This window comes from Bacillus sp. 1021 (assembly GCF_014534735.1).
Lineage (GTDB): Bacteria > Bacillota > Bacilli > Bacillales > Bacillaceae > Bacillus > Bacillus siamensis.
Map to the genome: position 1 here is coordinate 702,358 of NZ_JACVSR010000001.1, position 25,435 is coordinate 727,792.

Consider the following 25,435-nt stretch of genomic DNA (forward strand, 5'->3'; position numbering starts at 1 on the left):
TCGTGGCGTACCAATTCAGATTTCAAAAGCTGCTGGAATTAAAAGAGAATGAAAAAGACCAAACATTGTCTGAATACAGACAATCGGTTTCTGAATTTGAAACAGTGGCTGAAAAACTATATGAAAATATGAGCAAAAAAGAATCGCTCGAAAAAGACAAAGAATCAAAGCTGAAATGCGGGATGAGCGTTCAGGAAATGAGACATTATCAACAATTTGTCTCCAATCTTGAGAACACTATCTATCATTATCAAAAACTTGTCATTATGAAACGAAATGAAATGAATGAGAAGCAGGAACAGCTCACCGAAAAAAACATTGAAGTAAAGAAATTTGAAAAAATGCGGGAAAAACAATTTAATATGTTTGCTCTTGAAGACAAAGCTGCAGAAATGAGGGAAATGGACGATATTTCAATCAAGCAGTTTATGATTCAGGGGCATTAGGAGCGAATAAAATGGCCGATAAAGAAAAGGGATCTGGAAAGTTCGGTTCAATCCTGCTTTTTATCATTATCCCGCTGATTTTTCTGATCATCGTTGCAAGCATCGTCCTTTGGGCTGCCGGCGTAGATGTGATGAAGCCGATTCAGGAAACAGCCGCAAAAACGCCTGTTTTAAAAGAATTGGTTCCCGAAACGAAAGAAACGAAAAGCGCAGCGGAAAAGCAGAAGGAAGACCGAACGGCTTCTCTTGAAAAGACCATAAAGGAACAAAAAAGTGAAATCAACATTTTAAATAAAGATTTGGACACAAGCAAATCCGAAATCGACAATCTGAACCAGAAAATCCGTTCATTGAAACAGGAAGCTGAACAGCAGCAGAAAACGGAACAGCAGCAGAAAACGGATGAAACGAAAAAAGACGCTTCGGGTTCAGCGGGAAAAGATAAAATGATCAACATCTATAAAAGTATGGACAGCGGTAAAGCGGCAAGCATTATCGTAAAGCTGAAAGAAAAAGAAGCCCTCGATATTTTAAACGGACTAAGTAAAAAGCAGCTTGCTGAAATCTTGACGAAAATGACTCCTGAACAAGCGGCTAAATATACAGAAAAACTATCCGCTGACGGAAATAAGGAGTGATGTAAGTTGAAGCTGCTTGAAATAATGGGGAATCGCACGCAGACTGCGCAAAACAGCAATGTGAAGATGAATGTAAACAGCTTAGGCCTATTTCAGAACCGGCTTCTGTCGGAAATCACTTCTCAACAGAAGCCCGGAGATGAGGCGAAAACAAGTGATGCAGAGCTGAATGATGCTCTCTCGAAAATCGGTGATTGGCTGAAAGCCGGCCCGGAAGATAAAGAACTTCAGCTGAAACAGCTGCTTGAGGCGGTCAAAGCCCTTGAAGGAAAGCAAACGGCTGAAACAGCTCTTCCTTTATTGAAGCAGCTTGCTGAATCTGTTGAAGACATGTTAGCCGGCAAACGGCATGGGATGAAGCCTGAAAAGATTGAGCCGGGTTCGCCCGCTAATGACGGAGATTCCGGGCGGGACGCGCTTGAAACGGGCCTCTTTTTCATTCAAGAAGCCGCAGCCCAGCTATTTGCGCATCAAGAGAATCAGCCGGACAGCGCACAGGCAAAGGCGGTTTATCAGGAAGGTGACCGTTTATTAGCAGCGTTGAAAAAACAAGGCGTACCGGACCGCGTGATTCAAGACCTGCGGCAGACGCTGTTTCCGAAAAATGAATCTGCATCTAAGCTTTATTCTATGTCGGCAGCTGAGCTGAAGAGCTTTCAAAGCGTCGCTGAGCAGCTTGCGGGCCTTTCTCAAAAAGGAACAAAGGAATGGAATATGGCTGAAACTGAGCTGAAAGCTTTTGTGTTATCTCAATCATCTGAATCGTCCCAAGAGTCTGCCGGGAAAACGGAACAGCAAAACGGCGGCACGATTTCTCACGTGAAAGCATCTGACAGCAAATTGTCCGAGCATATACTGTTTTCGGGAACGAGAAGTCTTGCCGGCATTCAGCAAGCGTCCGCAGGAGCCGAACAGCCGCCGGCAGAAAATAAACCGTTAACAGACCAGGTCATCAGCGGCTGGAAACAGATGAAATACACGCCTTTCGGGAAAACGACCGGAAGCTTTACGATTCGTCTTAATCCTGAGAACCTCGGCTTTGTCACGATTAAGGTGACAAACGAAAACGGGATGTTTCAAAGCAAAATAATCGCATCAAGCCAGTCTGCGAAAGAGCTGCTGGAACAGCATCTTCCTCAGCTGAAACAGTCGCTTCCGAATATGTCGGTCCAAATCGACCGTTTTACCGTCCCGCTTCAAAGCGGGGATCAGCAGCCGGTTTACGGTCAGACAGCCGATCACAATAAACAGCAGCAGCAGGGACAGAGAGAGCAGAAAAACCAGCAGCAGACAGGTGAATTCGGAGATATGCTGGAGGAGCTTTCTCTCAATGAAATGGAGGAAGAATAGTTGACATCTGTAAACTCGGATTATGCCGCAGCGGGCGCTTCTAATACGAAGAGCACCGCCGCCGTAAACAGCAGCACGAATTTAGGGAAAGACGAATTTCTGAAGATCTTAATGACACAGGTTCAAAACCAGGATCCGCTCAATCCGGTTGATGACAAAGAGTTCATCAGCCAGATGGCGACATTTTCTTCATTGGAGCAAATGATGAATATGAATACGACGATGACTAAATTTGTAGAAAATCAAGATCCGTTTACGATGTATGTGAACTGGATCGGCAAAAATGTCACATTCAGCGACAGCGACGGGAAGGATCAGACAAGCCCAGTCAATTCAGTCAAGCATTCAAACGGCAATTACGTGCTCGTGCTTGAAAATGGCAAAGAGGTCAGCCCGTGGGATGTCACGGCCGTCAGCGAAACATCTAAATAAAAAGAAACCCAGGGGGAATTTAACATGTTACGTTCATTATATTCCGGTATCAGCGGCATGAAAAACTTTCAGACAAAACTAGACGTAATCGGCAATAACATCGCCAACGTCAACACAGTGGGATTTAAGAAAAGCCGCGTTACGTTTAAAGATTTGATCAGCCAGACAGTCTCCGGCGGTTCAAACGTGACCAATTCAAAACAAATCGGCTTGGGTGCCGCGACTTCTTCCATTGATGTCGTTCATTCAACCGGCGCCCCGCAGGCTACACAGAATAAAACCGACCTAGCCATTGACGGAGACGGCTACTTTCAGATTAATACAGGTGCGGGAATCGTTTACACACGTGCAGGGAATTTCGGGAAGGACAATAAAGGCAACCTTGTTACGACTGACGGCTACTACCTTGAAAAAATCGGCGGGGGCAAAATCAATATTCCGACTGACGCGAAAGATTACAGTATCGGTGCAGACGGAACCGTTACATACACTGATGCAGGGGATGCGGTTCATGATGCCGGACAAATCGGTCTGGTCACGTTCCCTAACAGCGCCGGTCTGGAAAAAATCGGAGGAAACCTTTACAGACAATCATTAAGTTCAGGAGCTGCAAGTGCTGTCACCGCTCCGGGCGAAAACGGCTCAGGTAAGCTTTTGGCAGGCTATCTTGAAATGTCAAACGTTGATCTGACAGATGAATTTACCGAAATGATCGTTGCTCAGCGCGGTTTCCAATCAAACTCAAAAATCATTACGACTTCAGATGAAATCCTTCAGGAGCTGGTTAATCTGAAACGGTAAGGAGGGAGGGGAGGCGGTAAGGCCGCTTCTCCGGATTGAATGATTCAAGTCACCCGTTTAAACGGCCAGCCTTTTACGCTGAACGCGCTGTTTATCGAACAGATTGAGTGCTTCCCCGACACGACGATTACGCTGTCCAACGGCAAAAAGTTCGTAGTGAAAGAACCGGAAGAAGCAGTTCTTAAAAAAGTCATTTCGTTTTACCATAGCATACAAATATTTTCACTGGATCAGGGAATAGAGGAAGAAGAATGAAAAAAAAATTAGTCATTATTATGCTGATTATTTTAATTGTCGTTGCCGGCCTCGGAACGGCAGCATATTTTGTCGTCAGCGGACATTCAGACAAAGATAAAAAGCCTACAATCGATGAAGTCGTTGCAGCCACTGTGTCTGTCGACGATATCACGACGAACTTAAAGTCCGACAGCATCATCCGCATCGGCATCAAGCTTGAAACCGACTCGGAAAAAGCGAAGGAAGAACTTGAAAAACGCGATTTTCAGGTGAAAGACAACATCATTTCCATTTTAGCCGATACAAGCGCCGGAGAGATTGAGGGAGATAAAGGAAGAGAAGCGTTTAAACAATCCTTAAAAGAAAAAGTAAACAGCTATCTCCAAGAAGGAAAAGTTCAGAAAGTGTACATTACCTCCTTTAATCTGCAATAAAAACAAATTTGACAGAATACGGAGGTGAAGAAAATGTCTGGAGAAGTTCTCTCTCAAAATGAAATAGACGCACTGCTTTCAGCCATTTCGACGGGTGAGGCGGATGCGGAAGAGCTGAAAAAGGAAGTTAAAGAGAAAAAAGTAAAGGTATATGATTTTAAACGGGCGCTCAGGTTTTCGAAAGATCAGATACGGAGTTTAACCCGGATACATGATAACTTTGCGAGGCTTCTCACAACACACTTTTCCGCCAAGCTCAGAACATATATCCATATATCTGTCAGCTCAGTTGACCAGGTGCCGTATGAAGAATTTATCCGTTCCATACCGAACATGACGATCCTGAATTTGTTCGATGTTCATCCGATGGAAGGCAGGATCATGATGGAGGTTAATCCCACCATCGCATACGCCATGCTCGACCGCGTCATGGGAGGCATCGGCATCACCCATAACAAAGCTGACAATCTTACGGAAATAGAAACGAACATTATTTCTAACTTATTTGAAAATGCACTGGGCAATTACAAAGAAGCTTGGCAATCCATTGCTGATATTGATCCTGAAATGACTGAATTTGAAGTGAATCCTCAGTTTGTGCAGATGGTTTCGCCAAATGAAACCGTCGTGGTCATTTCTCTCAATACGCAGATCGGTGAAATCAGCGGTGTCATTAATCTTTGTATTCCCCATGTCGTGCTTGAGCCGATAATCCCTAAGCTTTCCGTACATTATTGGATGCAATCAGATCGGAATGAAGCGAAGCCCGAAGAAACGAAGTCGCTTGAAAAGCGCATTATGACGGCACAAATTCCCGTAGTAGCTCTCTTGGGAGCTTCTGAACTGACAATAGAAGAATTTTTAAGTTTGGAAGCCGGGGACTGTATAACTCTGGACAAATCAGTGACTGATCCTCTTACTGTATTGGTCGGAAACAAACCGAAGTTTTTAGGGCAGGCCGGCCGGGTGAATCGAAGACAGGCAGTGCAAATTTTAGATCACGACATAAGAGGTGAACAAGATGAACAATAGATTATCTCAAGATGAAATCGATGCTCTTCTTAATGGCACAGGAAGTCAAGAGGATACAGAACAGCCTCAAAAGGCGACCTTGTCTGAACTTGAGCGCGATACGATCGGAGAAATCGGGAATATTTCATTCGGCAGCTCAGCTACGGCGCTGTCCACTCTTTTAAATCAAAAAGTGGACATTACGACACCGAGTGTGACCGTCATTTCAAAAAGCAAAATCAGTGATGAATTTCCTCATCCGTATGTTGCCATTGAAGTGAACTACACAGAAGGATTTGACGGCAGCAATTTGCTCGTCGTAGAACAAAGCGACGCAGCCATCATCGCGGATTTGATGATTGGCGGAGACGGCCAAGGCGCCGATCCGTCCCTCGGGGAAATCCACCTGAGCGCTGTGCAGGAAGCAATGAATCAAATGATGGGCTCGGCTGCTACATCGATGTCGACCGTATTCAGTAAAAAGATCGACATTTCTCCGCCGCGGGTTGAACTTCTGGATGTGACGGAAGAAAAAGGGACGGACAGAATACCCGAGGATGACCTGCTCGTAAAAGTTTCATTCCGCCTGAAAGTCGGTGAATTAATCGATTCGAGCATTATGCAGCTTTATCCGCTTACGTTTGCGAAAGATCTGATCGCGGAGCTGATGAATACAGATCAGCCTGTGGCAGAAGCCGCGGAAGCCGTATCACAGCCGCAGGAAACATACGAAACGCCGCAGCCGGAACCGGCCGTTCAGCAGGAACCTCAGGCAAAACCCGAGCTTCCGAAGAGACAGGGAACCGCTAAAAAAGCTGCTCCCGTTCAAGTCGCTCCGGTGGAATTCCAGGCGTTTGACCAAAATGCAGCGGCGGCGCACGGTTCAAGAAACAACCTTGATATGCTGATGGATATCCCGCTTTCCGTTACGGTCGAGCTCGGCAGAACGAAGAGAAGCGTCAAAGAAATCCTTGAACTTTCTGCGGGAAGCATTATTGAGCTTGACAAGCTGGCGGGTGAACCCGTTGACATCCTGGTCAATCAGCGGATCGTAGCAAAGGGCGAGGTCGTTGTTATAGAAGAAAACTTCGGCGTGAGAGTTACTGACATTTTAAGTCAGGCAGACCGCCTTAACAATTTAAAATAAGCGAACATAGAGGAGAGAAACAGATTATGGCACACAGAATTTTAATTGTAGACGATGCAGCATTTATGAGAATGATGATCAAGGATATTTTGGTGAAGAACGGTTTTGACGTTGTAGCTGAAGCTTCAGACGGAGCACAGGCGGTCGAAAAATTCAAAGAGCATTCACCCGACCTTGTGACAATGGATATTACAATGCCTGAAATGGACGGAATTACCGCACTAAAGGAAATTAAACAAATCGATCCGCAGGCGAAAATCATCATGTGTTCGGCAATGGGCCAGCAGTCAATGGTCATTGACGCGATTCAAGCCGGCGCAAAAGACTTTATCGTGAAGCCGTTCCAAGCGGACCGCGTGCTTGAAGCCATTAATAAAACATTAAGCTAAAGGGTGTACGACTGTTGAAAAAGAGTCATGGTTTACTAGCTTTGATTTGTTGTTTCGTTTTACTCAATGTACATCCGTTTCCTGCTTTTGCGGCGGAGTCTGATAATTCCACCGTCAACGAATGGTTTGACAAACAATCAACAAACAAAACAGAGAAAAAAAACGATACATCGAAACAAACGGCTGATCAAGAGATAGGGGATGCTTCTGCATCTTCTGTCTCCGCTTTTGATTTTGTAAAGATGATTGGGGCGTTATTATTTGTCATTCTGCTGATCTATGGATTTGTCAAACTGATGAATAAAAGAAACCGTCTGCTGAAGCCGTTTCAATATGTAGAAAATATCGGCGGAACGTCAGTCGGCCAAAACCGTTCCGTGCAGCTGATAAAAGTGGGAAACAGCGTACTTGTAGTCGGTGTCGGCGAGACGATACAGCTTTTAAAAGAAATTGAAGATGAAAAAGAGCGAGAGGCGATTCTGAGCCAATACGAAGAGGCAATGTCCTCGAAAGTGGAATGGACCAAACTCGTAACTCCGCGTAAGGATGGAGAAAAAAAGCCGCAAACGATGCTTCCGTCGTTTTCAAAAGCGCTGAAAGAACAGCTGAGCGAGCTGAAACAAAGCCGTTCTGAAGGAAAAAAGAAAGGCCCGTATCATCATGAATGAATTTATTAATCTTTTTAATTCAAGCAGTCCGACCGAAGTCAGCTCTACTGTTAAGTTACTGCTGCTTTTGACCGTCTTTTCAGTGGCGCCGGGTATTTTGATTTTGATGACCTGCTTTACGAGAATCGTCATCGTCCTGTCTTTTGTGAGAACCTCACTGGCGACGCAGAACATGCCTCCGAATCAGGTATTAATCGGTCTTGCGCTGTTCTTAACGTTTTTTATTATGGCTCCGACTTTTTCAGAGATTAATAAGGATGCCTTAACGCCGCTGATGAACAACAAAATCAGTCTCGATGAAGCATATACAAAAGCCGAGAAGCCGATTAAAGAATACATGAGCAAGCATACAAGGCAAAAGGATCTGGCGCTGTTTATGAACTACGCCAAAATGAAAAAGCCCGAATCGATTCAGGATATTCCTTTGACGACGATGGTGCCCGCTTATGCGATCTCGGAACTCAAGACCGCTTTTCAAATGGGCTTTATGATTTTTATTCCGTTTTTAATTATCGATATGGTCGTGGCGAGCGTCTTAATGTCAATGGGAATGATGATGCTTCCGCCGGTTATGATCTCTCTGCCCTTTAAAATATTGCTTTTCGTTTTGGTCGATGGATGGTATTTAATCGTGAAATCTTTGCTTGACAGCTTTTAGGGTAGGTGCTAATTGTGAGTTCAGAATTTGTAATTTCCATGGCGGAAAAAGCCGTATACGTAACACTGATGATCTGCGGGCCGCTGCTGGCGATCGCGCTGATCGTCGGTTTGCTCGTCAGTATCTTTCAAGCGACAACTCAAATCCAGGAACAGACGCTTGCGTTCATTCCGAAAATCGTGGCGGTAATGCTCGGACTGATCTTTTTCGGTCCTTGGATGCTGTCGACGATTCTTTCGTTTACAACTGATCTGTTCTCTCATCTGAACCGATTTGCAGGGTAGAATCAAATGAATTCCATCATTGATTTATTTCCCGCTTTTTTATTGGTTTTTATTAGAATTTCTGCTTTTTTTGTAACGGTGCCGATATTCGGGCACCGGAACCTGCCGGCGGTTCACCGAATCGGGTTTGCTTTCTTTCTTTCGGTGATCTGCTTCAGTACGCTGAAACATGCGCCGTCAGTTGACATAGGGGAACAGTATATGCTGCTTGTTATAAAAGAGGCCGTTGTAGGCTTGAGCCTCGGGCTGATTGCTTTCATGATGCTGGCAGCCATTCAGATCGCGGGTTCCTTTATTGATTTTCAGATGGGTTTTTCCATCGCGAATGTCATTGATCCGCAATCAGGAACGCAAAGCCCGCTGATCGGCCAATTCGTTTATACACTGGCACTGTTATTTATGCTCAGCGTAAACGCCCATTATCTATTATTGGACGGGATTTATTACAGCTTTCAGTATATTCCGCTTGATCAGGCATTTCCGTCGTTTGGAAATGAGCACTTTGGACTTTTTATCGCAAAAAGCTTCAATGCCATGTTTATTATCGCTTTTCAAATGTCTGCGCCGGTTGTGGCCAGTCTGTTTTTAGTTGATTTGGCGCTTGGCATTGTGGCGAGAACGGTGCCGCAGCTGAACGTTTTCGTTGTCGGGCTTCCTCTGAAAATAGCCGTGAGTTTTATTATGCTGATCGTTTGTATGGCGGTGATGTTTGTCCTCGTCCGCAATATCTTCAGCCTTACCGTTGAAACAATGCGAAATTTATTGGCATTGGTCGGTGTGACGTGATGAGACTCAGACTGAATCTGCAATTCTTTGCCGGTGAAAAAACGGAGAAAGCCACCCCGAAAAAACGAAAAGATACAAGAAAGAAAGGTCAGGTCCCGAAAAGTACGGATGTGAATACAGCCGTTTCTTTACTGATTATCTTTCTTTCGCTGATCGCGCTCGGCCCTTACATGCGGGACAGGCTGCTGTCCTTTATTAAAACGTTTTATACGAAATCGATAGCGTTAGATCTGTCAGCGTCTAACGTGCATGAGCTTTTTGTGGATACAGTGAAAGATATCAGCCTCATCCTCGCGCCGATTATGCTGGTCGCGCTTTTGGCAGGTGTCGTGAGCAACTACATGCAGGTGGGTTTTCTGTTTTCTGCAGAAGTTCTCAAACCTGACCTGAACAAGCTCAGCCCGCTGAAAGGATTTAAGCGGATATACAGCATGAGGGCGATTGTTGAACTGGTTAAATCGATTTTGAAGATTGCCGTAGTCGGTTTTGCCGCCTTTATGGTGCTCTGGCTGCATTATGGCGATATTCTCCGCCTTCCGCTTTTAACGCCTGCGGAAGTGCTCACATTTGTATCTAAGCTCACTCTTTGGATGGGGCTTGCGGGCTCAGGGGCTTTAATGCTGCTGGCCGGGCTCGATTACTTATATCAGCGTTTTGACTATGAGAAAAACATCAGAATGTCAAAGCAGGATATAAAAGATGAATACAAAAAATCGGAGGGCGACCCGATTATCAAGTCCAAAATTAAGCAGAAGCAGCGGGAAATGGCGATGAGGCGAATGATGCAGGAAGTGCCGAAAGCTGACGTCATCATTACCAACCCGACCCACTATGCGATCGCTCTAAAATATGATGAAAAGAAAATGGATGCCCCTTATATTGTTGCCAAAGGGGTCGATCATCTCGCATTAAAAATCAGGCAGATTGCCAAAGAACATGATGTCATGACGATTGAAAACAGGCCGCTCGCGCGTGCGTTATATGATCAGGTTGACATCGACCAGGCCGTGCCGGAAGAGTTTTTCAAAGTCATTGCGGAAATTTTGGCTTATGTCTATAAAACAAAACAAAAAGTATAGTGAATTTCAGATTCAAAAGGAGAGAAAAACAGCATGTCAACAAGAGATTTATCGGTTTTAATAAGTGTTGTCCTCATTGTGGCAATGCTGGTGATTCCATTCCCTCCATGGTTGTTAAGTATATTGATCATCATTAATATCTCTCTTGCGTTGATCGTGCTTCTCACCACAATGAATATGCAAGAACCGCTGCAATTTTCGATATTCCCGTCATTGCTGCTGTTATTGACGCTGTTTCGGCTTGCGCTCAATGTGTCGACGACTCGTTCGATTCTTTCTCATGGAGAAGGGGGAAAGGTTGTTGAGACATTCGGGAATTTCGTTGTCGGCGGAAATGTGCTGGTAGGGCTTGTTGTCTTCATAATCTTGATTATTATTCAGTTTATCGTCATTACTAAAGGCGCCGAGCGGGTATCGGAAGTGGCGGCGAGATTTACGCTCGATGCGATGCCCGGAAAACAAATGAGTATTGACGCGGATTTAAACGCCGGCATGATTACGGAGCAGGACGCGAAACACAGACGTGAAAAAGTCGCGCGGGAAGCGGATTTTTACGGCGCGATGGATGGTGCGAGCAAATTTGTCAAAGGGGATGCGATCGCGGGTATCATCATCGTGATGATCAATATTATTTTCGGGATCGTAATCGGCATGCTGCAGCAGGGGATGAGCATACAAGAAGCTGCTTCTCACTTTACAATGCTGACGGTCGGTGACGGTATCGTTTCTCAAATGCCGGCCTTGCTTATTTCAACGGCTACGGGGATTGTCGTGACGAGAGCGGCATCTGAAGGGAACCTCGGTCATGATATTACAGGCCAGCTGTTCGCTTATCCGAAGCTCTTATATGTAGCCGCGGGAACTGTTCTTTTGCTTGGTCTTCTCACGCCGATCGGCATTCTGCTGACGGGGCCGATTGCCGGTCTGCTTGCATTCGGCGCTTATAAGCTGTCCAAAACGGATAAGCCGAGCGAAGAAGAGGAAGAAATTCTTGAAGAAGAGGCTCAGGCGGATGAACTGAAAAGCCCGGAAAGCGTTGTGCAGCTTTTACATATTGATCCGATTGAATTTGAGTTCGGATACGGATTGGTGCCGCTCGCAGACGCGGGGCAGGGCGGTGATCTTCTTGACCGCATCGTCATGATCAGACGACAGCTGGCGCTTGAATTAGGGCTTGTCATTCCGGTTGTGCGCATCAGGGATAATATCGCGCTTCAGCCGAATGAATACAGATTGAAAATTAAAGGCAATGAAGTCGCTAAAGGAGAGCTCCTGCTTGATCATTACTTAGCGATGTCACCGACGCCTGAAGATGACGTGATTGAAGGAATTGAAACGATTGAACCGTCATTCGGGCTTCCCGCAAAATGGATCAGCGAAGCTGCGAAAGATGAAGCGGACATGCTGGGGTATACAGTTGTTGATCCGGCGTCAGTCGTATCTACGCATATTACGGAAAAAATTAAGCAGTATGCCCATGAACTGGTCGGCAGACAGGAAACAAAGCAGCTGATCGATCATCTGAAGGAAAATTATCCCGTGCTTGTTGAGGAAGTCACGCCAAATCCTCTTTCTGTTGGCGATATTCAAAAGGTGCTTGCTAAATTGCTGAGAGAAAAAGTTTCAATCAGAAACTTGGTGACCATTTTTGAAACACTTGCCGATTACGGAAGATTAACGACCGATTCAGATCTTTTGACGGAATACGCGAGACAGTCGCTCGCCAAACAAATCACGGCCCAATATGCGAGAGACCATGAAACGCTGAAAGTCATCACATGCTCAGGCCGGGTCGAAAAAGCAATTGCAGACGGCGTGCAGCAGACTGAACAGGGCAATTACCTGTCGCTTGATCCTGAGGTTTCAGACAGTATCATCCGTTCTGTCGCTAAAGAGGCCGAGCAGCTTTCCATCCGGCAGGAGACGGCGATTCTTCTCTGTTCGCCTGCTGTCAGAATGTATGTAAAACAGCTGTTAGAACGCTATTTCCCTGATCTTCCGGTTCTTTCTTATAATGAGCTGGAAGCAAACGTTGAAGTACAGAGCATTGGAGTGGTGGATATTTAATGAAAATAAAAAAATTTACAGCCGCTTCAATGCAGGATGCCGCGAAGCAAATTAAAAAGGAACTCGGCAACGATGCCGTCATTTTACATTCCAAACAAGTAAAGAAGCGAAAATGGCTGGGGCTGCGGTCGCAGCCGGCTGTTGAAGTAGTCGCCGTTTTAGATCGTGACGTCATGGAAACGAGAAAAACGCCGCCGGCTCCCGGTGAAGACATGAAAAAGACGGAAACGGTGAAAAAAGCCGAGCCTGTTCAGCCGCCGCGTCTTCCGGATCATGCTACATCTGGTGATCTGGCACGTTATAAAGAAGTGCTCCCCGAACCAATAAAAAAAGCCGAGAGACTATTGAAGCAAGCAGGTCTTCCGGATCATACGCAAAACGCCGTTTTGAGTGAATTGCTACGTTCTTCGATTGCCGCCGGTGATTTAACTGAAGACAATGTCAGCCCGAAACTGCAGGATTTGTTAGTGAAAAAACTCCCCTCAGCAGACAGGTGGCAGGAAGGGATTCAATCAAAATACGTCGTGCTTTTCGGTTCAACCGGGGCCGGCAAAACGACCACACTTGCAAAACTTGCAGCCGCATCAACGCTGACAGAGCACAAAAAAATTGCATTTATGACGACGGATACTTACCGGATTGCCGCAGTCGAACAGCTGAAGACATATGCGGAACTGCTTCAGGCTCCTCTTGAAGTATGTTATTCAAAGGAAGACTGTCTGAAAGCGCAGGAAAAATTCGCTGAATATGACCATGTTTTCATTGATACAGCCGGAAGAAACTTTAAAGAAGAGCAGTATATTACGGAATTGCAAGAGATGATTCCGTTTGAAGCAGGCTTACAATCCTTTCTCGTGTTATCTTCATCTGCAAAATATGAAGATATGAAACAGGTGCTGAAACAATTTTCCGGTGTGCCGGTCAATCAATTCATTTTTACGAAAACGGATGAAACCGCCTCACTCGGCTCCGTGTTTCAAGTGCTTTCTGAATCGAGAATCGGGGCCGCCTATTTGACAAATGGACAGGATGTGCCTGAAGACATCCTGTCGGCTTCACCAGAACAATTTGTCAGGATGCTTTTGACATGAAACCCGATCAGGCAGAGTCATTAAGAAGAAAAATGAGACAGCGGCAAATGGCCAAGCCGGAGTTTTATGAAAAAAAAGCGAAGACATTAGCCGTCATCAGCGGCAAAGGCGGCGTCGGAAAATCTAATTTAACATTAAACATGGCCGTTGCCCTGCAGGAAAAAGGAAAAAAAGCACTCATCATTGATCTTGACATCGGGATGGGCAACATTGAGGTGCTGATCGGTGCGGCACCTGCCCGCACTATTATTGATGTGATGGAGAATCGGTACGCGTTGGCTCAATCACTGTCCTCCGGTCCGAAAGGCCTTCACTACATATCCGGAGGAACGGGGCTTGAGGCGATTTATCAAGCTGACAGAGAGAAGTGGTCAGCATTTATGAATGGTCTTTCCGCTGTATTAAGCGATTTTGATTACGTTCTGTTTGATATGGGAGCGGGACTTTCAAAAGAACAGCTGCCGTTTATTTTATCGGCTGAAGACATTCTCGCCGTGACAACGCCTGAGCCGACGGCAATTATGGATGCCTACAGCGCGATCAAACATCTCACCCTCGCGGATGAGCGGCTGACCGTAAACATTGCCGTCAATCGCGCCCGGGCCCAAAAACAGGCGCTGGACACATACAGCCGCCTATCTTACGCGATTCACACGTTTTTAGGCGCGGAGGTGCGTTTCGCCGGCTCCATCCCGGATGATCCGCTGGTAAGTCAAGCTGTCATTGACCAGGTGCCTTTTTTAATAAAAAGTCCTCAAGCAAAAGCCAGCAGGTCCGTCCGTCTTCTGACGGATGTCTTGTTTCAAACGGAAGAAAACAAACCAAGAGAAGAGAAACCGGCATTTATTGAGAGATTATCTTCTTTTTTAATGAGGAGGACTTTACAGTGATTCGTGTGCTTGTCGTTGATGACTCAGCTTTTATGAGAAAAATGATTACCGATTTTCTGGCTGCGGAAGTGCAGATAGAAGTCATCGGGACAGCCAGAAACGGAGAAGAGGCGCTGAAAAAAATAGAGCTTCTCAAGCCGGATGTTGTCACGCTTGATATTGAAATGCCGGTCATGAACGGAACGGATACATTGCGGAAAATCATCAGCATATACAAACTTCCCGTAATCATGGTATCAAGTCAGACGCAGCAAGGAAAAGACCGAACGATCAACTGCCTGGAAATGGGTGCCTTTGATTTTATCACCAAGCCTTCCGGAGCGATTTCACTTGATCTTTATAAAATTAAAGAACAGCTGATTGAAAGGGTGATTGCCGCGGGACTGTCCTTCGCAAAAGAGACTGAGCCGGCGGTGAAAGAGCCCCTCACCCCGGAACGTCCGGCTGCTGTGGGATTTGAGAGGCCGAAAGCAAAATCTGCTAAGCAGGCCGTATTCATTGCGACCTCTACAGGCGGACCGCGGGCTTTGCAAAAGGTGATTCCGAAGCTGCCGAAGGATTTACAGGCGCCTGTATTTGTCGTGCAGCACATGCCTGAAGGCTTTACCGCTTCACTTGCAGACAGACTCAACCATTTGTCAGATATTCAGGTCAAAGAAGCGGAAAACGGTGAAGAGGCGAAAGACGGATGGGTGTACATCGCGCCCGGCGGAAAAAATATGACGGTTGCCGAGGAAGGCGGAAGGCTCCGCATCATTCTTGACGTTCATGATACGGAAAGCCGGCATAAACCGTCGGCCGATTATTTGTTTCGTTCGGCAAGCCGATTGTCCGATTATGAAAAGGTAGCCGTTATTATGACCGGTATGGGCAGCGACGGAACCGAAGGCGTAAAAGAAATGCTCAGAACAGGCGGCGTTAAAACGATTGCGGAATCCGACGAATCCTGTGTTGTGTTCGGGATGCCGAAGTCAGCGATAAAAGCGGGCCTCATTCATGAAATTAAACATGTGGAAGAAATCGCGGCATCCATCACCGGATGTGTGAAAAAAGAGAGGGTGTGAATCAATTGGATATGAATCAATATTTAGATGTCTTTATTGATGAAAGTAAAGAGCACTTACAGACATGTAACGAAAAGCTGCTGCTGTTGGAAAAAGATCCGTCAGACCTTCAGATTGTGCATGACATCTTCAGAGCTGCCCATACGCTGAAAGGCATGAGCGCAACGATGGGATATACTGATCTGGCGCATTTAACTCACTTGATGGAAAATGTGCTGGACGCCATCCGCAACGGAGAGATGCCGGTCACATCAGATTGGCTGGATGTGCTGTTTGAAGCGCTGGATCATCTTGAAGAGATGGTGCAGTCCATTATTGACGGAGGAGACGGCAAACGTGATATTTCTGAAGTGAGCGCAAAGCTCGATGTAAACGCGGTGCATGAGACTGCCGCTTCAGCTGAAACAGCAGAACCGCCGGCTTCAACGAAACAGGCTTCAGCTGAATGGAATTATGATGAGTTCGAACGGACTGTCATCGAAGAGGCAGAAGAGCAAGGATTCAGCCGCTATGAAATAACGGTTTCCCTGAATGAAAACTGCATGCTCAAAGCCGTGCGCGTGTACATGATATTTGAAAAGCTGAATGAAGCGGGTGAAGTCGCAAAAACGATACCAGCTGCGGAAGTGCTTGAGACGGAAGATTTCGGAACGGATTTTCAGGTGTGCTTCTTGACAAAGCAGTCTGCTGAGGAAATTAAAGACCTCATCAGCGGCATTTCAGAAGTGGAGAACGTCGAAGTTTCTGTCGGTGCGCCGTTAAAAACAGCTGAAAAACCGCAAGCAGCTGAACCGGTGAAGGACGTTCCGGTTAAAAAGGCTGAAAAGCAGCCGAACCCGCAAGCGAAAACGGAAGAACAGCCGAAGCATCACAGCGGCTCGAAAACGATTCGTGTCAACATTGAAAGACTGGATTCTTCAATGAACCTTTTTGAAGAGCTTGTCATTGACCGCGGACGTCTTGAGCAGATCGCCAAAGAGCTTGATCACAATGAATTGACTGAAACCGTTGAACGCCTGACCAGAATCTCAGGAGACCTTCAATCTATTATTCTGAATATGCGGATGGTTCCGGTAGAAACCGTCTTTAACCGTTTCCCGAGAATGATCCGCCAGCTTCAAAAGGAATTAAATAAGAAAATTGAATTGTCCATCATCGGCGCTGAAACAGAGCTTGACCGCACGGTGATTGATGAAATCGGCGATCCGCTTGTCCATTTAATCAGAAACAGCATCGATCACGGCATCGAAGCGCCTGAAGTGCGGGTGAATAAAGGAAAACCGGAATCTGGCCATGTCGTACTTAAGGCATATCACAGCGGAAACCATGTCTTTATTGAGGTTGAAGATGACGGGGCCGGCCTGAACAGAAAGAAAATTCTCGAAAAAGCGCTCGAACGAAATGTCATCACCGAACGTGATGCTGAAACGCTTGAAGATAATGAGATTTACGAGCTTATTTTTGCTCCGGGCTTCTCGACTGCCGATCAAATTTCTGATATTTCGGGCCGGGGTGTCGGCCTGGACGTTGTGAAAAACAAACTTGAATCACTCGGCGGCTCGGTCAGTGTCAAATCCGCGGAAGGCCAAGGTTCTCTTTTCAGTATTCAGCTTCCGCTGACACTTTCAATTATCTCCGTTCTTCTCATTAAACTTGAAGAAGAGACATTTGCGATACCGATCTCTTCTATTATAGAGACGGCTGTGATCGAAAAGAAAGATATCCTGCAGACGCATGACAGAGAAGTGATTGATTTCAGAGGACAGATTGTTCCGATTGTCTACCTGAAAAAAGAATTCGGTATTACGGATTCAAAACAGGATGCGGATCAGTTCCATGTGATCGTCGTGAAAAAGGGCGATAAATCTACTGCTTTTGTCGTGGACTCTTTTATCGGCCAGCAGGAAGTCGTACTGAAATCACTCGGAGACTATTTAACGAACGTCTTTGCGATTTCCGGCGCTACGATTCTCGGAAACGGAGAAGTGGCGCTGATTATTGATTGCAATGCGCTGATCTACTAAAACGACACGAGGAGGTGCCCTTATGACTGCTGAAATCAAAACAGGTGAAAAAATGATTGTGTTTATGATAAACGGGAAAGAATACGCTATCTCAGTTTCCCAAGTGAAATCAATTGAAAAGTGGCAAAAACCGACGAGAGTCCCGGGTGTGGAACCTTATATCCGCGGTGTTATCAATCTGCGCGGGGTGATTACGCCGGTTCTTGATTTAAGAAAACGTCTGAACCAGCCTGAACAGGAGATCACAGAAGAGACGCGGATTATCATTATTTCTTACCGCGACGCCGATGTCGGGTGGGTTGTGGATGAGGCTAATGACGTCATCACCGTGCATGAAAATGAAATTGAATCCGCGCCTGAAAGCCAGACAAAGGAAGCGGATGTGTGGATTAAACAGATCGTCAAGCAAGATAACAGGCTCCTCAATATTATCGATGCGCATGCGGTGCTGGATAAAGGTGCTTCTGCATCTGCATCCGGAGAGCCGAATGCTTAAAGGGGATAAGACAACATGAGTAAGTTTGAAGCGATCAAAGAAGAGCAGATGGATATTTTGCGGGAAGTCGGAAATATCGGGGCGGGTCACTCAGCCTCTGCCATGGCTCAGCTGCTGAACAGAAAGATAGATATGGAAGTGCCGTTTGCGACCTTATTGACATTTGATGAGCTCGCTGATTTTTTCGGAGGTGCCGAAACGCCGGTCGCCAGTATCTTTTTAAGAATGGAAGGCGACATGACCGGTTCTATCTTTCTCATCATGCCTTTTGATCAAGCGGAACAGTTTATCAGAGAGCTGATCGGAAATCCGGATTTTGATATTGACCAGTTGGGTGAAGATCATTTGAGTTCTTCTGCTTTACATGAGTTCGGCAATATTTTAGCAGGTTCCTATTTAACGGCATTGGCTGATTTGACGAAGCTTGAGATTTATCCGAGTGTGCCGGAAATCTCACTGGATATGTTCGGTGCGGTTATCAGTGAAGGGCTGATGGAGCTCAGCCAAGTCGGGGAACATGCCATTGTCGTGGATACTTCTATTTTTGACCAAGGCAGCCGGCAGGAGCTCAAAGCCCATATGTTTATGCTTCCGGACTATGATTCTTTTGAAAAGCTCTTCGTCTCATTGGGTGCGGCTTTATGAGCCGTGCGGAAGCCGCAGTTGTTAAAGTGGGGATTGCGGATGTTCAAATCGCGCGTTATCCGGATAAAATCCGGACTTCGGGTCTCGGTTCATGCGTGGGACTGGTTTTATACGATAAAGACAAACAAACGGCGGGACTCGTTCACGTGATGCTTCCGGACTCCGGTTTATCGAAAACGGCGGAACTGAACCGCGCAAAATATGCAGACACCGCCGTAAAGACGACGATTGACATGCTTTTGAAAGCCGGATGCCGCAAGTTTGCCCTGAAGGCAAAACTCGCCGGGGGAGCCGAGATGTTTAAGTTTAAAATGACAAACGATCTGATGAAAATCGGCCCAAGGAACGTAGCGGCCATTAAAGAGCAGCTTTCATTGTATAACATTCCGGTCATCAGTGAAGATACCGGCGGCTCAAGCGGCCGGACGATTGAATTTGAGCCAAAGTCCTGCATGCTGCACATCCGAACTGTTAAACAAGGTGAAACAACGATTTAATTAAGGTATGAGGTAGGGGGATAACAATGCAATCCTTGAATTATGAAGATCAGGTGCTTTGGTCGCGCTGGAAAGAGTGGAAAGATCCTAAAGCCGGTGATGATTTAATGCGCCGTTACATGCCGCTGGTCACATATCATGTCGGCAGAATTTCCGTCGGACTGCCGAAGTCGGTGCATAAAGACGATCTAATGAGCCTTGGTATGCTTGGTTTATATGATGCCCTAGAAAAATTTGACCCCGGCCGGGATTTAAAATTTGATACCTATGCCTCGTTTAGAATTCGCGGTGCAATCATCGACGGGCTGCGTAAAGAAGATTGGCTGCCCAGAACTTCACGGGAGAAGACAAAAAAAGTCGAAGCGGCGATCGAAAAACTTGAACAGCGCTACCTTCGGAATGTGACGCCTTCAGAGATCGCAGAAGAACTGGGGATGACGGAGCAGGACGTAGTATCAACGATGAATGAAGGGTTTTTTGCCAATCTCTTATCAATTGATGAAAAGCTTCACGACCAGGATGACGGTGAGAATATTCAAGTCATGATCAGAGATGACAAAAATGTGCCGCCGGAAGAAAAAATCATGAAGGACGAGCTGATCGCCCAGCTTGCGGGCAAAATTCACGAGCTCTCTGAAAAAGAACAGCTTGTCGTCAGCTTATTTTATAAAGAAGAACTGACACTGACCGAAATCGGACAAGTCCTGAATCTTTCGACCTCTCGGATTTCGCAGATTCATTCAAAGGCGCTGTTTAAATTAAAGCATCTGCTTGAAAAAGTAATTCAATAATGAACTCATGGTTAGCGAGTGAAAAACATGTCAACACTATTATGGCTTTTGAGCTTTGTGCTTCACGGCATACTGCTTTATGCTGTCATTATTCTGTATACGAGGTTTTCAGCCCTCAAGGAGACGGAGCGTCAGCAGAAGAAGATTCTTGAAGAGACGGAAAACACCCTTGCTGCGTTTCTGCTTGAGTTAAAAGAAGAAAATGAAAGACTCGAAGATGCCAAAAACCGGGCTGATCAAGCGCCGGACGCAGAAGACACGGAATCCCGGCCCGTCAAACCGCAAAAAGAGCCTGATATTCCGGATCACATGGAAAAACTCATCAGTGCAACGGAACAGGCCGAAAGTGAGGAAAACAGCGGCGCGCATTCGTTTGAAGAACGCGTTGCAGAATTATATGAACAGGGGCTCACTCCCGCGGAAATTGCCAAACGGATGAAGAGCGGTAAGACAGAAATCGAGCTGTTTTTAAAATTTCGCGGCAAAGCTGTAAAGGATTCTTGATTGTCGCATAAAGCTGTGTTATATTATGTCTTGGTGTTAAATACACACGCTTAACGATTTATGCAGAGGGTGCTGCAGGCGGCAGTTCTGTACAAAAATGACTTAAGCGGAGGAAAAAAAACCATTATATTAGGAGGAAATAACATGTCAGTCATTTCTATGAAGCAATTGCTTGAAGCTGGTGTTCACTTCGGTCACCAAACACGCCGTTGGAACCCAAAAATGAAGCGTTACATTTTCACGGAGCGTAACGGAATCTACATCATTGACCTTCAAAAAACAGTCAAAAAAGTAGAGGAAGCTTACAACTTCACTAAAAATCTTGCTGCTGAAGGCGGAAAAATCCTTTTCGTCGGAACAAAAAAACAAGCTCAGGATTCTGTTAAAGAAGAAGCTCAGCGCTCTGGCATGTACTTTGTCAACCAACGCTGGTTGGGCGGTACATTAACAAACTTTGAAACAATCCAAAAACGTATTAAACGTCTTAAAGACATTGAAAAAATGCAAGAAAACGGTACGTTTGAAGTACTTCCGAAAAAAGAAGTTGTTCAATTGAAAAAAGAATTAGAGCGTCTTGAAAAATTCCTCGGCGGAATTAAAGACATGAAGGGTCTTCCTGATGCATTATTCATCATCGATCCTCGCAAAGAGCGCATCGCTGTTGCGGAAGCTCGCAAATTGAACATTCCTATCATCGGAATCGTAGATACAAACTGTGATCCTGATGAAATTGATGTCGTAATCCCTGCAAACGATGACGCAATCCGCGCTGTCAAACTTCTTACTTCTAAAATGGCAGATGCAATCTTAGAAGCGAAGCAAGGCGAAGAAGAAGCGGAAGCTGCTGAAGAGACTGCACCTGAAACAGAAACGACAACTGCGTAACCTAATCAAAAGGTGATAAGAGGGACTGCCTTTTATCACCTTTTTTCAAGAAAAATGTATCTATACATATCTTGTTTACACATATAAGGAGGAATTTAAATGGCTATTACTGCACAGCAGGTAAAAGAACTGCGTCAAAAAACAGGCGCTGGTATGATGGACTGTAAAAAAGCGTTGACTGAAACTGACGGAGATATGGACAAAGCAATCGACCTTCTGAGAGAAAAAGGAATTGCGAAAGCAGCTAAAAAAGCTGACCGTATCGCTGCTGAAGGTTCTACTCTTATTAAAACTGACGGCAACAAAGGCGTTATCTTAGAAGTAAACTCTGAAACTGACTTCGTTGCGAAAAACGAAGGCTTCAAAGAGCTTCTGGACACGCTTGCTGACCACCTTCTTACAAACGCTCCTGCTGATCTTGAAGAAGCAATGGGACAAAAGATGGAAAACGGTTCTACTGTTGAAGAATACATCACAAGCAACGTTGCTAAAATCGGAGAGAAAATCACTCTTCGCCGTTTTGCTGTTCTTACAAAAGAAGACAGCGAAGCGTTCGGTGCTTACCTTCACATGGGTGGCCGCATCGGCGTATTATCTGTTCTTAGCGGAACAACTGACGAAGATCTTGCAAAAGACATCGCAATGCATGTTGCGGCGGTAAATCCTCGTTACATTTCACGCGACCAAGTGTCTGAAGAAGAAGCAAACCACGAGCGTCAGATCCTGACTCAGCAAGCTCTTCAAGAAGGCAAACCGGAAAACATCGTAGCTAAAATGGTTGAAGGCCGTCTGAACAAATTCTTCGAAGAAATTTGCTTATTAGACCAAGCTTTCGTTAAAAACCCAGACGAAAAAGTGAAACAAGTTGTCGCTGCGAAAAACGCATCTGTTAAAACTTACGTCCGCTACGAAGTTGGAGAAGGTATTGAAAAACGCCAAGAAAACTTTGCTGAAGAAGTTATGAACCAAGTGAAAAAATAATGGCGGAAAGCCTCGGCGAATCTTTCGCGGCTTTTCAGGCAGTATAGGGGACACTACTTGTGTTCCCTATTTTTAAAACTATATTTACAAACTTTTTTTTCTCTTGCATAATAGGAAACGGCAATGTTTACACTTGGAGGTTATTATGGAAAAACCAAAATACAATCGTATCGTTTTAAAGCTTAGCGGAGAAGCGTTGGCAGGAGAACAGGGAAACGGGATTAATCCGACTGTCATCCAATCCATAGCTAAACAGGTAAAAGAAATCGCTGAGCTTGACGTCGAAGTGGCCGTAGTCGTAGGCGGCGGCAACTTATGGCGCGGAAAAACAGGCAGTGACTTAGGAATGGACCGTGCGACTGCCGATTATATGGGCATGCTTGCCACTGTCATGAACTCACTTGCCCTGCAGGACAGTCTTGAAACTCTCGGAATCCAGTCCAGAGTGCAGACATCAATTGAAATGCGTCAGGTCGCTGAGCCTTACATCAGAAGAAAAGCCATCCGCCATCTGGAGAAAAAACGCGTTGTGATTTTTGCCGCGGGAACAGGAAACCCTTATTTCTCTACGGACACAACCGCAGCGCTGCGTGCCGCTGAAATCGAAGCGGATGTGATCTTAATGGCGAAAAATAATGTCGACGGTGTGTATAATGCTGATCCCAGAAAAGATGAGTCAGCCGTTAAATACGAACAATTATCTTATCTCGATGTGTTAAAAGACGGGCTGGAAGTCATGGATTCTACGGCTTCTTCACTATGTATGGATAATGATATTCCGCTGATCGTCTTTTCTATTATGGAAGAAGGAAATATTAAGCGTGCCGTAATCGGCGAATCAATCGGAACGATCGTAAGGGGGAAATAACGTTGTCAAACGAAGTATTAACACAAACAAAAGAACGCATGGAAAAAGCGGTTGCCGCTTATTCACGGGAATTGGCGTCAGTCCGCGCAGGACGTGCCAACCCGTCTCTATTGGATAAAGTGACAGTAGAATACTACGGTGCCCAAACACCTTTAAACCAGCTGTCTTCCATCAATGTGCCTGAAGCGCGTATGCTTGTTGTCACACCGTATGACAAAACAGCAATCGGCGATATTGAAAAAGCGATCCTGAAAGCTGATCTTGGCGTAACTCCGACAAGTGACGGCACAATTATCCGTATCGCGATCCCGGCTCTGACGGAAGAAAGACGTAAAGAACTTGTCAAAGTCGTGAAAAAATATGCGGAAGAAGCGAAAGTAGCAGTCCGTAATGTCCGCCGTGACAGCAATGATGAACTCAAGAAGCTTGAGAAAAACGGAGACATTACAGAAGACGAGCTTCGTGCTTCCAGTGAAGACGTTCAAAAGCTGACAGATGAATATGTGTCAAAAATTGACAGCGTCACAAAGGACAAAGAAAAAGAAATCATGGAAGTTTAATGAAAAACTATGTACAATAGATAATGTGAAAAGACCCTCTCATGTTTACAGGGGGTTTTTTTGTTAATACTGTTGATTACATTGATCATCAGCAATGCAACCTTTTTGGGTGACGGAGGAATCTCATGCTCAACATACTCAAAAATTGGAAGAATCAGCAGAATGCGGCTTCCAACTTAGAACGGTATACAAAAGAAGACATACTGAAGGGTGAAATTCCCGCACACATCGCCATTATTATGGACGGAAACGGGCGCTGGGCGAAGAAACGCTCACTTCCGCGGATTGCCGGACATCATGAAGGAATGAAAGTGGTAAAAAGGGTGACAAAGCTCGCAAATCAGCTCGGCGTCAAAGTTTTGACGCTTTATGCGTTTTCCACGGAGAACTGGAAGCGCCCGAAGATGGAAGTCGACTTTTTAATGAAGCTTCCGGAAGAGTTCCTGAATACGTACCTTCCTGAATTAATAGAGGAAAATGTACAGGTGAAAATTATCGGAGATGAATCTGCGCTCCCTTCTCATACGTACAGGGCGATTGAGAAGGCCGTAAAAGATACAGAACAAAATGACGGGCTGATTCTCAATTTCGCTTTGAACTACGGCGGGCGCACGGAAATCGTCAATGCGGCAAAAGCATTGGCCGAACAGGTGAAAAGCGGCACGCTGAATATCGAAGACATTGATGAAGCGCTCTTTTCCGGGCATTTAATGACAGAATCACTTCAGGATCCGGAGCTCCTTATCAGAACGAGCGGAGAAATCAGACTGAGCAATTTTATGCTTTGGCAGGTGGCTTACAGTGAATTTGTTTTTACAGATGTCCTGTGGCCCGATTTTAAAGAAGATCACTTTCTGCAGGCAGTGGGAGAATTTCAGCAGCGGGGCCGGAGGTTTGGCGGAATTTAGAGGATGGTGGAAATGAAACAAAGATTGTTAACGGGTGTTTTGGCAGCGGCACTATTTTTATTTTTGGTTATTTTCGGAGGATTGCCGTTCACCATATTTGTTTACGTGATGGGAAGTATAGCGCTTTTTGAGCTTTTGCGGATGAAAAAGCTCAGATTTTTTTCTTTTCCGGGGCTGATCAGCCTCTTGCTGTTATGGCTGTATATGATGCCGGATGAGTATCATTTTTTTGACGCGAAAATGGAAGTGACGATTTTCGCCGTACTGATACTTCTCAGCTATACGGTGCTTGTGAAAAACACCTTTACGTTTGACGAAGTCGGGTTCATCGTCCTCGCGACGGTATATATCGGACTGTGTTTTCATTATTTTATTGAAATCAGAAACATTGAAACAAACGGGCTTTTGTATATCTTTTATGCCTGCGTTGTCATATGGTCAACGGACTCGGGCGCATATTTCGTCGGAAAGTCGCTCGGGAAGCGGAAGCTGTGGCCCGAAATCAGCCCCAACAAAACGGTGGAAGGGTTTCTCGGCGGTATTGCGATCGCTCTTATTTTTACGGCTGTTTTCCAGCTGTTTGCGCACCTTCCGATTTCATACCCGATTCTTTTGGTCATCACGCTTGTTCTGTCTGTTTTCGGACAGATCGGGGATTTGGTTGAATCAGCGCTTAAGCGGCACTATGATGTGAAGGATTCGGGAAAAATCCTTCCAGGGCACGGCGGCATTTTAGATCGATTTGACAGCTTTTTGTTTGTCATGCCGTTCTTATACTTTCTGCTTGCGCTTTTTTCATGAGAA

The 25,435-nt window shown here is 45.5% G+C and carries 31 protein-coding genes; all 31 read left to right on the forward strand.

Annotation, left to right across the window (positions count from 1 at the left end):
- The first annotated feature begins 2 nt into the window (after window positions 1–2).
- The 31 genes from fliJ (at window position 3) to ICW23_RS03915 (ending at window position 25,432) form a co-directional block, all read left to right on the forward strand.
- Window positions 3–446 (forward strand): flagellar export protein FliJ, encoded by a 444-nt coding sequence (gene fliJ, locus ICW23_RS03765; protein ID WP_016936120.1) that lies wholly within the window; start codon window positions 3–5, stop codon window positions 444–446.
- Between the two features lie 11 nt (window positions 447–457).
- Complete coding sequence (locus ICW23_RS03770; protein WP_016936119.1) at window positions 458–1,084, forward strand: MotE family protein; 627 nt, start codon at window positions 458–460, stop codon at window positions 1,082–1,084.
- Between the two features lie 6 nt (window positions 1,085–1,090).
- Window positions 1,091–2,434 (forward strand): flagellar hook-length control protein FliK, encoded by a 1,344-nt coding sequence (locus ICW23_RS03775; protein ID WP_188154041.1) that lies wholly within the window; start codon window positions 1,091–1,093, stop codon window positions 2,432–2,434.
- Window positions 2,435–2,866: a flagellar hook assembly protein FlgD gene (gene flgD, locus ICW23_RS03780; protein WP_188154042.1), complete on the forward strand. Its 432-nt coding sequence runs from the start codon at window positions 2,435–2,437 to the stop codon at window positions 2,864–2,866. It abuts the gene before it with no gap.
- Between the two features lie 24 nt (window positions 2,867–2,890).
- Window positions 2,891–3,667 carry a flagellar basal body rod protein FlgG gene (gene flgG, locus ICW23_RS03785; RefSeq protein WP_049628471.1) on the forward strand — a complete coding sequence of 259 codons (777 nt, stop codon included), beginning with the start codon at window positions 2,891–2,893 and terminating at the stop codon, window positions 3,665–3,667.
- Between the two features lie 39 nt (window positions 3,668–3,706).
- On the forward strand, window positions 3,707–3,922 hold the full coding sequence (swrD, locus tag ICW23_RS03790) for a swarming motility protein SwrD (RefSeq protein ID WP_003154243.1): 216 nt from the start codon (window positions 3,707–3,709) through the stop codon (window positions 3,920–3,922).
- Entirely contained in the window at window positions 3,919–4,338 is a 420-nt protein-coding gene (gene fliL, locus ICW23_RS03795) for a flagellar basal body-associated protein FliL (protein WP_016936115.1), read from the forward strand. Before swrD ends, fliL begins: the two co-directional genes overlap by 4 nt.
- 33 nt (window positions 4,339–4,371) lie before the next feature.
- Complete coding sequence (fliM, locus tag ICW23_RS03800) at window positions 4,372–5,370, forward strand: flagellar motor switch protein FliM (protein ID WP_016936114.1); 999 nt, start codon at window positions 4,372–4,374, stop codon at window positions 5,368–5,370.
- The gene (fliY, locus tag ICW23_RS03805; protein ID WP_016936113.1) at window positions 5,360–6,496 is read left to right on the forward strand and encodes a flagellar motor switch phosphatase FliY; all 1,137 of its coding nucleotides are present in this window, start codon (window positions 5,360–5,362) and stop codon (window positions 6,494–6,496) included. The genes fliM and fliY overlap by 11 nt, the downstream gene beginning before the upstream one ends.
- Before the next feature lie 26 nt (window positions 6,497–6,522).
- The gene (gene cheY, locus ICW23_RS03810; RefSeq protein ID WP_003154238.1) at window positions 6,523–6,885 is read left to right on the forward strand and encodes a chemotaxis protein CheY; all 363 of its coding nucleotides are present in this window, start codon (window positions 6,523–6,525) and stop codon (window positions 6,883–6,885) included.
- A gap of 14 nt (window positions 6,886–6,899) precedes the next feature.
- A complete protein-coding gene (gene fliZ / locus ICW23_RS03815) occupies window positions 6,900–7,553 on the forward strand; it encodes a flagella biosynthesis regulatory protein FliZ (RefSeq protein WP_188154043.1) in 654 nt (217 codons plus the stop codon).
- Window positions 7,546–8,211: a flagellar type III secretion system pore protein FliP gene (gene fliP / locus ICW23_RS03820; RefSeq protein WP_016936111.1), complete on the forward strand. Its 666-nt coding sequence runs from the start codon at window positions 7,546–7,548 to the stop codon at window positions 8,209–8,211. Before fliZ ends, fliP begins: the two co-directional genes overlap by 8 nt.
- A gap of 14 nt (window positions 8,212–8,225) precedes the next feature.
- Window positions 8,226–8,495 carry a flagellar biosynthesis protein FliQ gene (gene fliQ, locus ICW23_RS03825; RefSeq protein WP_013352270.1) on the forward strand — a complete coding sequence of 90 codons (270 nt, stop codon included), beginning with the start codon at window positions 8,226–8,228 and terminating at the stop codon, window positions 8,493–8,495.
- A 6-nt stretch (window positions 8,496–8,501) separates the two neighbouring features.
- Complete coding sequence (gene fliR / locus ICW23_RS03830; RefSeq protein WP_016936110.1) at window positions 8,502–9,281, forward strand: flagellar biosynthetic protein FliR; 780 nt, start codon at window positions 8,502–8,504, stop codon at window positions 9,279–9,281.
- A complete protein-coding gene (gene flhB, locus ICW23_RS03835; protein WP_047474991.1) occupies window positions 9,281–10,360 on the forward strand; it encodes a flagellar biosynthesis protein FlhB in 1,080 nt (359 codons plus the stop codon). The genes fliR and flhB overlap by 1 nt, the downstream gene beginning before the upstream one ends.
- A gap of 33 nt (window positions 10,361–10,393) precedes the next feature.
- Window positions 10,394–12,427, forward strand: coding sequence for a flagellar biosynthesis protein FlhA (flhA, locus tag ICW23_RS03840; protein ID WP_188154044.1), 2,034 nt, complete (start codon window positions 10,394–10,396; stop codon window positions 12,425–12,427).
- Window positions 12,427–13,518 carry a flagellar biosynthesis GTPase FlhF gene (gene flhF / locus ICW23_RS03845; RefSeq protein ID WP_188154045.1) on the forward strand — a complete coding sequence of 364 codons (1,092 nt, stop codon included), beginning with the start codon at window positions 12,427–12,429 and terminating at the stop codon, window positions 13,516–13,518. Before flhA ends, flhF begins: the two co-directional genes overlap by 1 nt.
- Window positions 13,515–14,408, forward strand: a complete 894-nt coding sequence (locus tag ICW23_RS03850; RefSeq protein ID WP_188154046.1) for a MinD/ParA family protein — start codon at window positions 13,515–13,517, stop codon at window positions 14,406–14,408. Before flhF ends, ICW23_RS03850 begins: the two co-directional genes overlap by 4 nt.
- Window positions 14,405–15,472 carry a protein-glutamate methylesterase/protein-glutamine glutaminase gene (locus ICW23_RS03855; protein ID WP_188154047.1) on the forward strand — a complete coding sequence of 356 codons (1,068 nt, stop codon included), beginning with the start codon at window positions 14,405–14,407 and terminating at the stop codon, window positions 15,470–15,472. The genes ICW23_RS03850 and ICW23_RS03855 overlap by 4 nt, the downstream gene beginning before the upstream one ends.
- A gap of 5 nt (window positions 15,473–15,477) precedes the next feature.
- A complete protein-coding gene (gene cheA, locus ICW23_RS03860) occupies window positions 15,478–17,496 on the forward strand; it encodes a chemotaxis protein CheA (protein ID WP_188154048.1) in 2,019 nt (672 codons plus the stop codon).
- A gap of 22 nt (window positions 17,497–17,518) precedes the next feature.
- Window positions 17,519–17,992: a chemotaxis protein CheW gene (gene cheW, locus ICW23_RS03865; RefSeq protein WP_188154049.1), complete on the forward strand. Its 474-nt coding sequence runs from the start codon at window positions 17,519–17,521 to the stop codon at window positions 17,990–17,992.
- 15 nt (window positions 17,993–18,007) lie between these two features.
- Entirely contained in the window at window positions 18,008–18,637 is a 630-nt protein-coding gene (gene cheC / locus ICW23_RS03870; protein ID WP_014417781.1) for a CheY-P phosphatase CheC, read from the forward strand.
- Complete coding sequence (gene cheD / locus ICW23_RS03875; RefSeq protein WP_016936101.1) at window positions 18,634–19,134, forward strand: chemoreceptor glutamine deamidase CheD; 501 nt, start codon at window positions 18,634–18,636, stop codon at window positions 19,132–19,134. The genes cheC and cheD overlap by 4 nt, the downstream gene beginning before the upstream one ends.
- Window positions 19,135–19,160: 26 nt before the next feature.
- Entirely contained in the window at window positions 19,161–19,925 is a 765-nt protein-coding gene (sigD, locus tag ICW23_RS03880; RefSeq protein WP_003154217.1) for an RNA polymerase sigma-28 factor SigD, read from the forward strand.
- A gap of 27 nt (window positions 19,926–19,952) precedes the next feature.
- A complete protein-coding gene (locus tag ICW23_RS03885; protein ID WP_188154050.1) occupies window positions 19,953–20,429 on the forward strand; it encodes a DUF6115 domain-containing protein in 477 nt (158 codons plus the stop codon).
- 144 nt (window positions 20,430–20,573) lie between these two features.
- Window positions 20,574–21,314 carry a 30S ribosomal protein S2 gene (gene rpsB / locus ICW23_RS03890; protein ID WP_047474981.1) on the forward strand — a complete coding sequence of 247 codons (741 nt, stop codon included), beginning with the start codon at window positions 20,574–20,576 and terminating at the stop codon, window positions 21,312–21,314.
- Between the two features lie 99 nt (window positions 21,315–21,413).
- On the forward strand, window positions 21,414–22,295 hold the full coding sequence (gene tsf / locus ICW23_RS03895) for a translation elongation factor Ts (RefSeq protein ID WP_047474979.1): 882 nt from the start codon (window positions 21,414–21,416) through the stop codon (window positions 22,293–22,295).
- Window positions 22,296–22,440: 145 nt separating this feature from the next.
- Complete coding sequence (gene pyrH / locus ICW23_RS03900) at window positions 22,441–23,163, forward strand: UMP kinase (RefSeq protein ID WP_016936098.1); 723 nt, start codon at window positions 22,441–22,443, stop codon at window positions 23,161–23,163.
- Between the two features lie 2 nt (window positions 23,164–23,165).
- Window positions 23,166–23,723 carry a ribosome recycling factor gene (gene frr / locus ICW23_RS03905; protein WP_016936097.1) on the forward strand — a complete coding sequence of 186 codons (558 nt, stop codon included), beginning with the start codon at window positions 23,166–23,168 and terminating at the stop codon, window positions 23,721–23,723.
- 125 nt (window positions 23,724–23,848) lie between these two features.
- Window positions 23,849–24,631 carry an undecaprenyl pyrophosphate synthase gene (locus ICW23_RS03910; protein WP_016936096.1) on the forward strand — a complete coding sequence of 261 codons (783 nt, stop codon included), beginning with the start codon at window positions 23,849–23,851 and terminating at the stop codon, window positions 24,629–24,631.
- Between the two features lie 3 nt (window positions 24,632–24,634).
- Window positions 24,635–25,432 carry a phosphatidate cytidylyltransferase gene (locus tag ICW23_RS03915; RefSeq protein WP_188154051.1) on the forward strand — a complete coding sequence of 266 codons (798 nt, stop codon included), beginning with the start codon at window positions 24,635–24,637 and terminating at the stop codon, window positions 25,430–25,432.
- The last annotated feature ends 3 nt before the right edge of the window (window positions 25,433–25,435 follow it).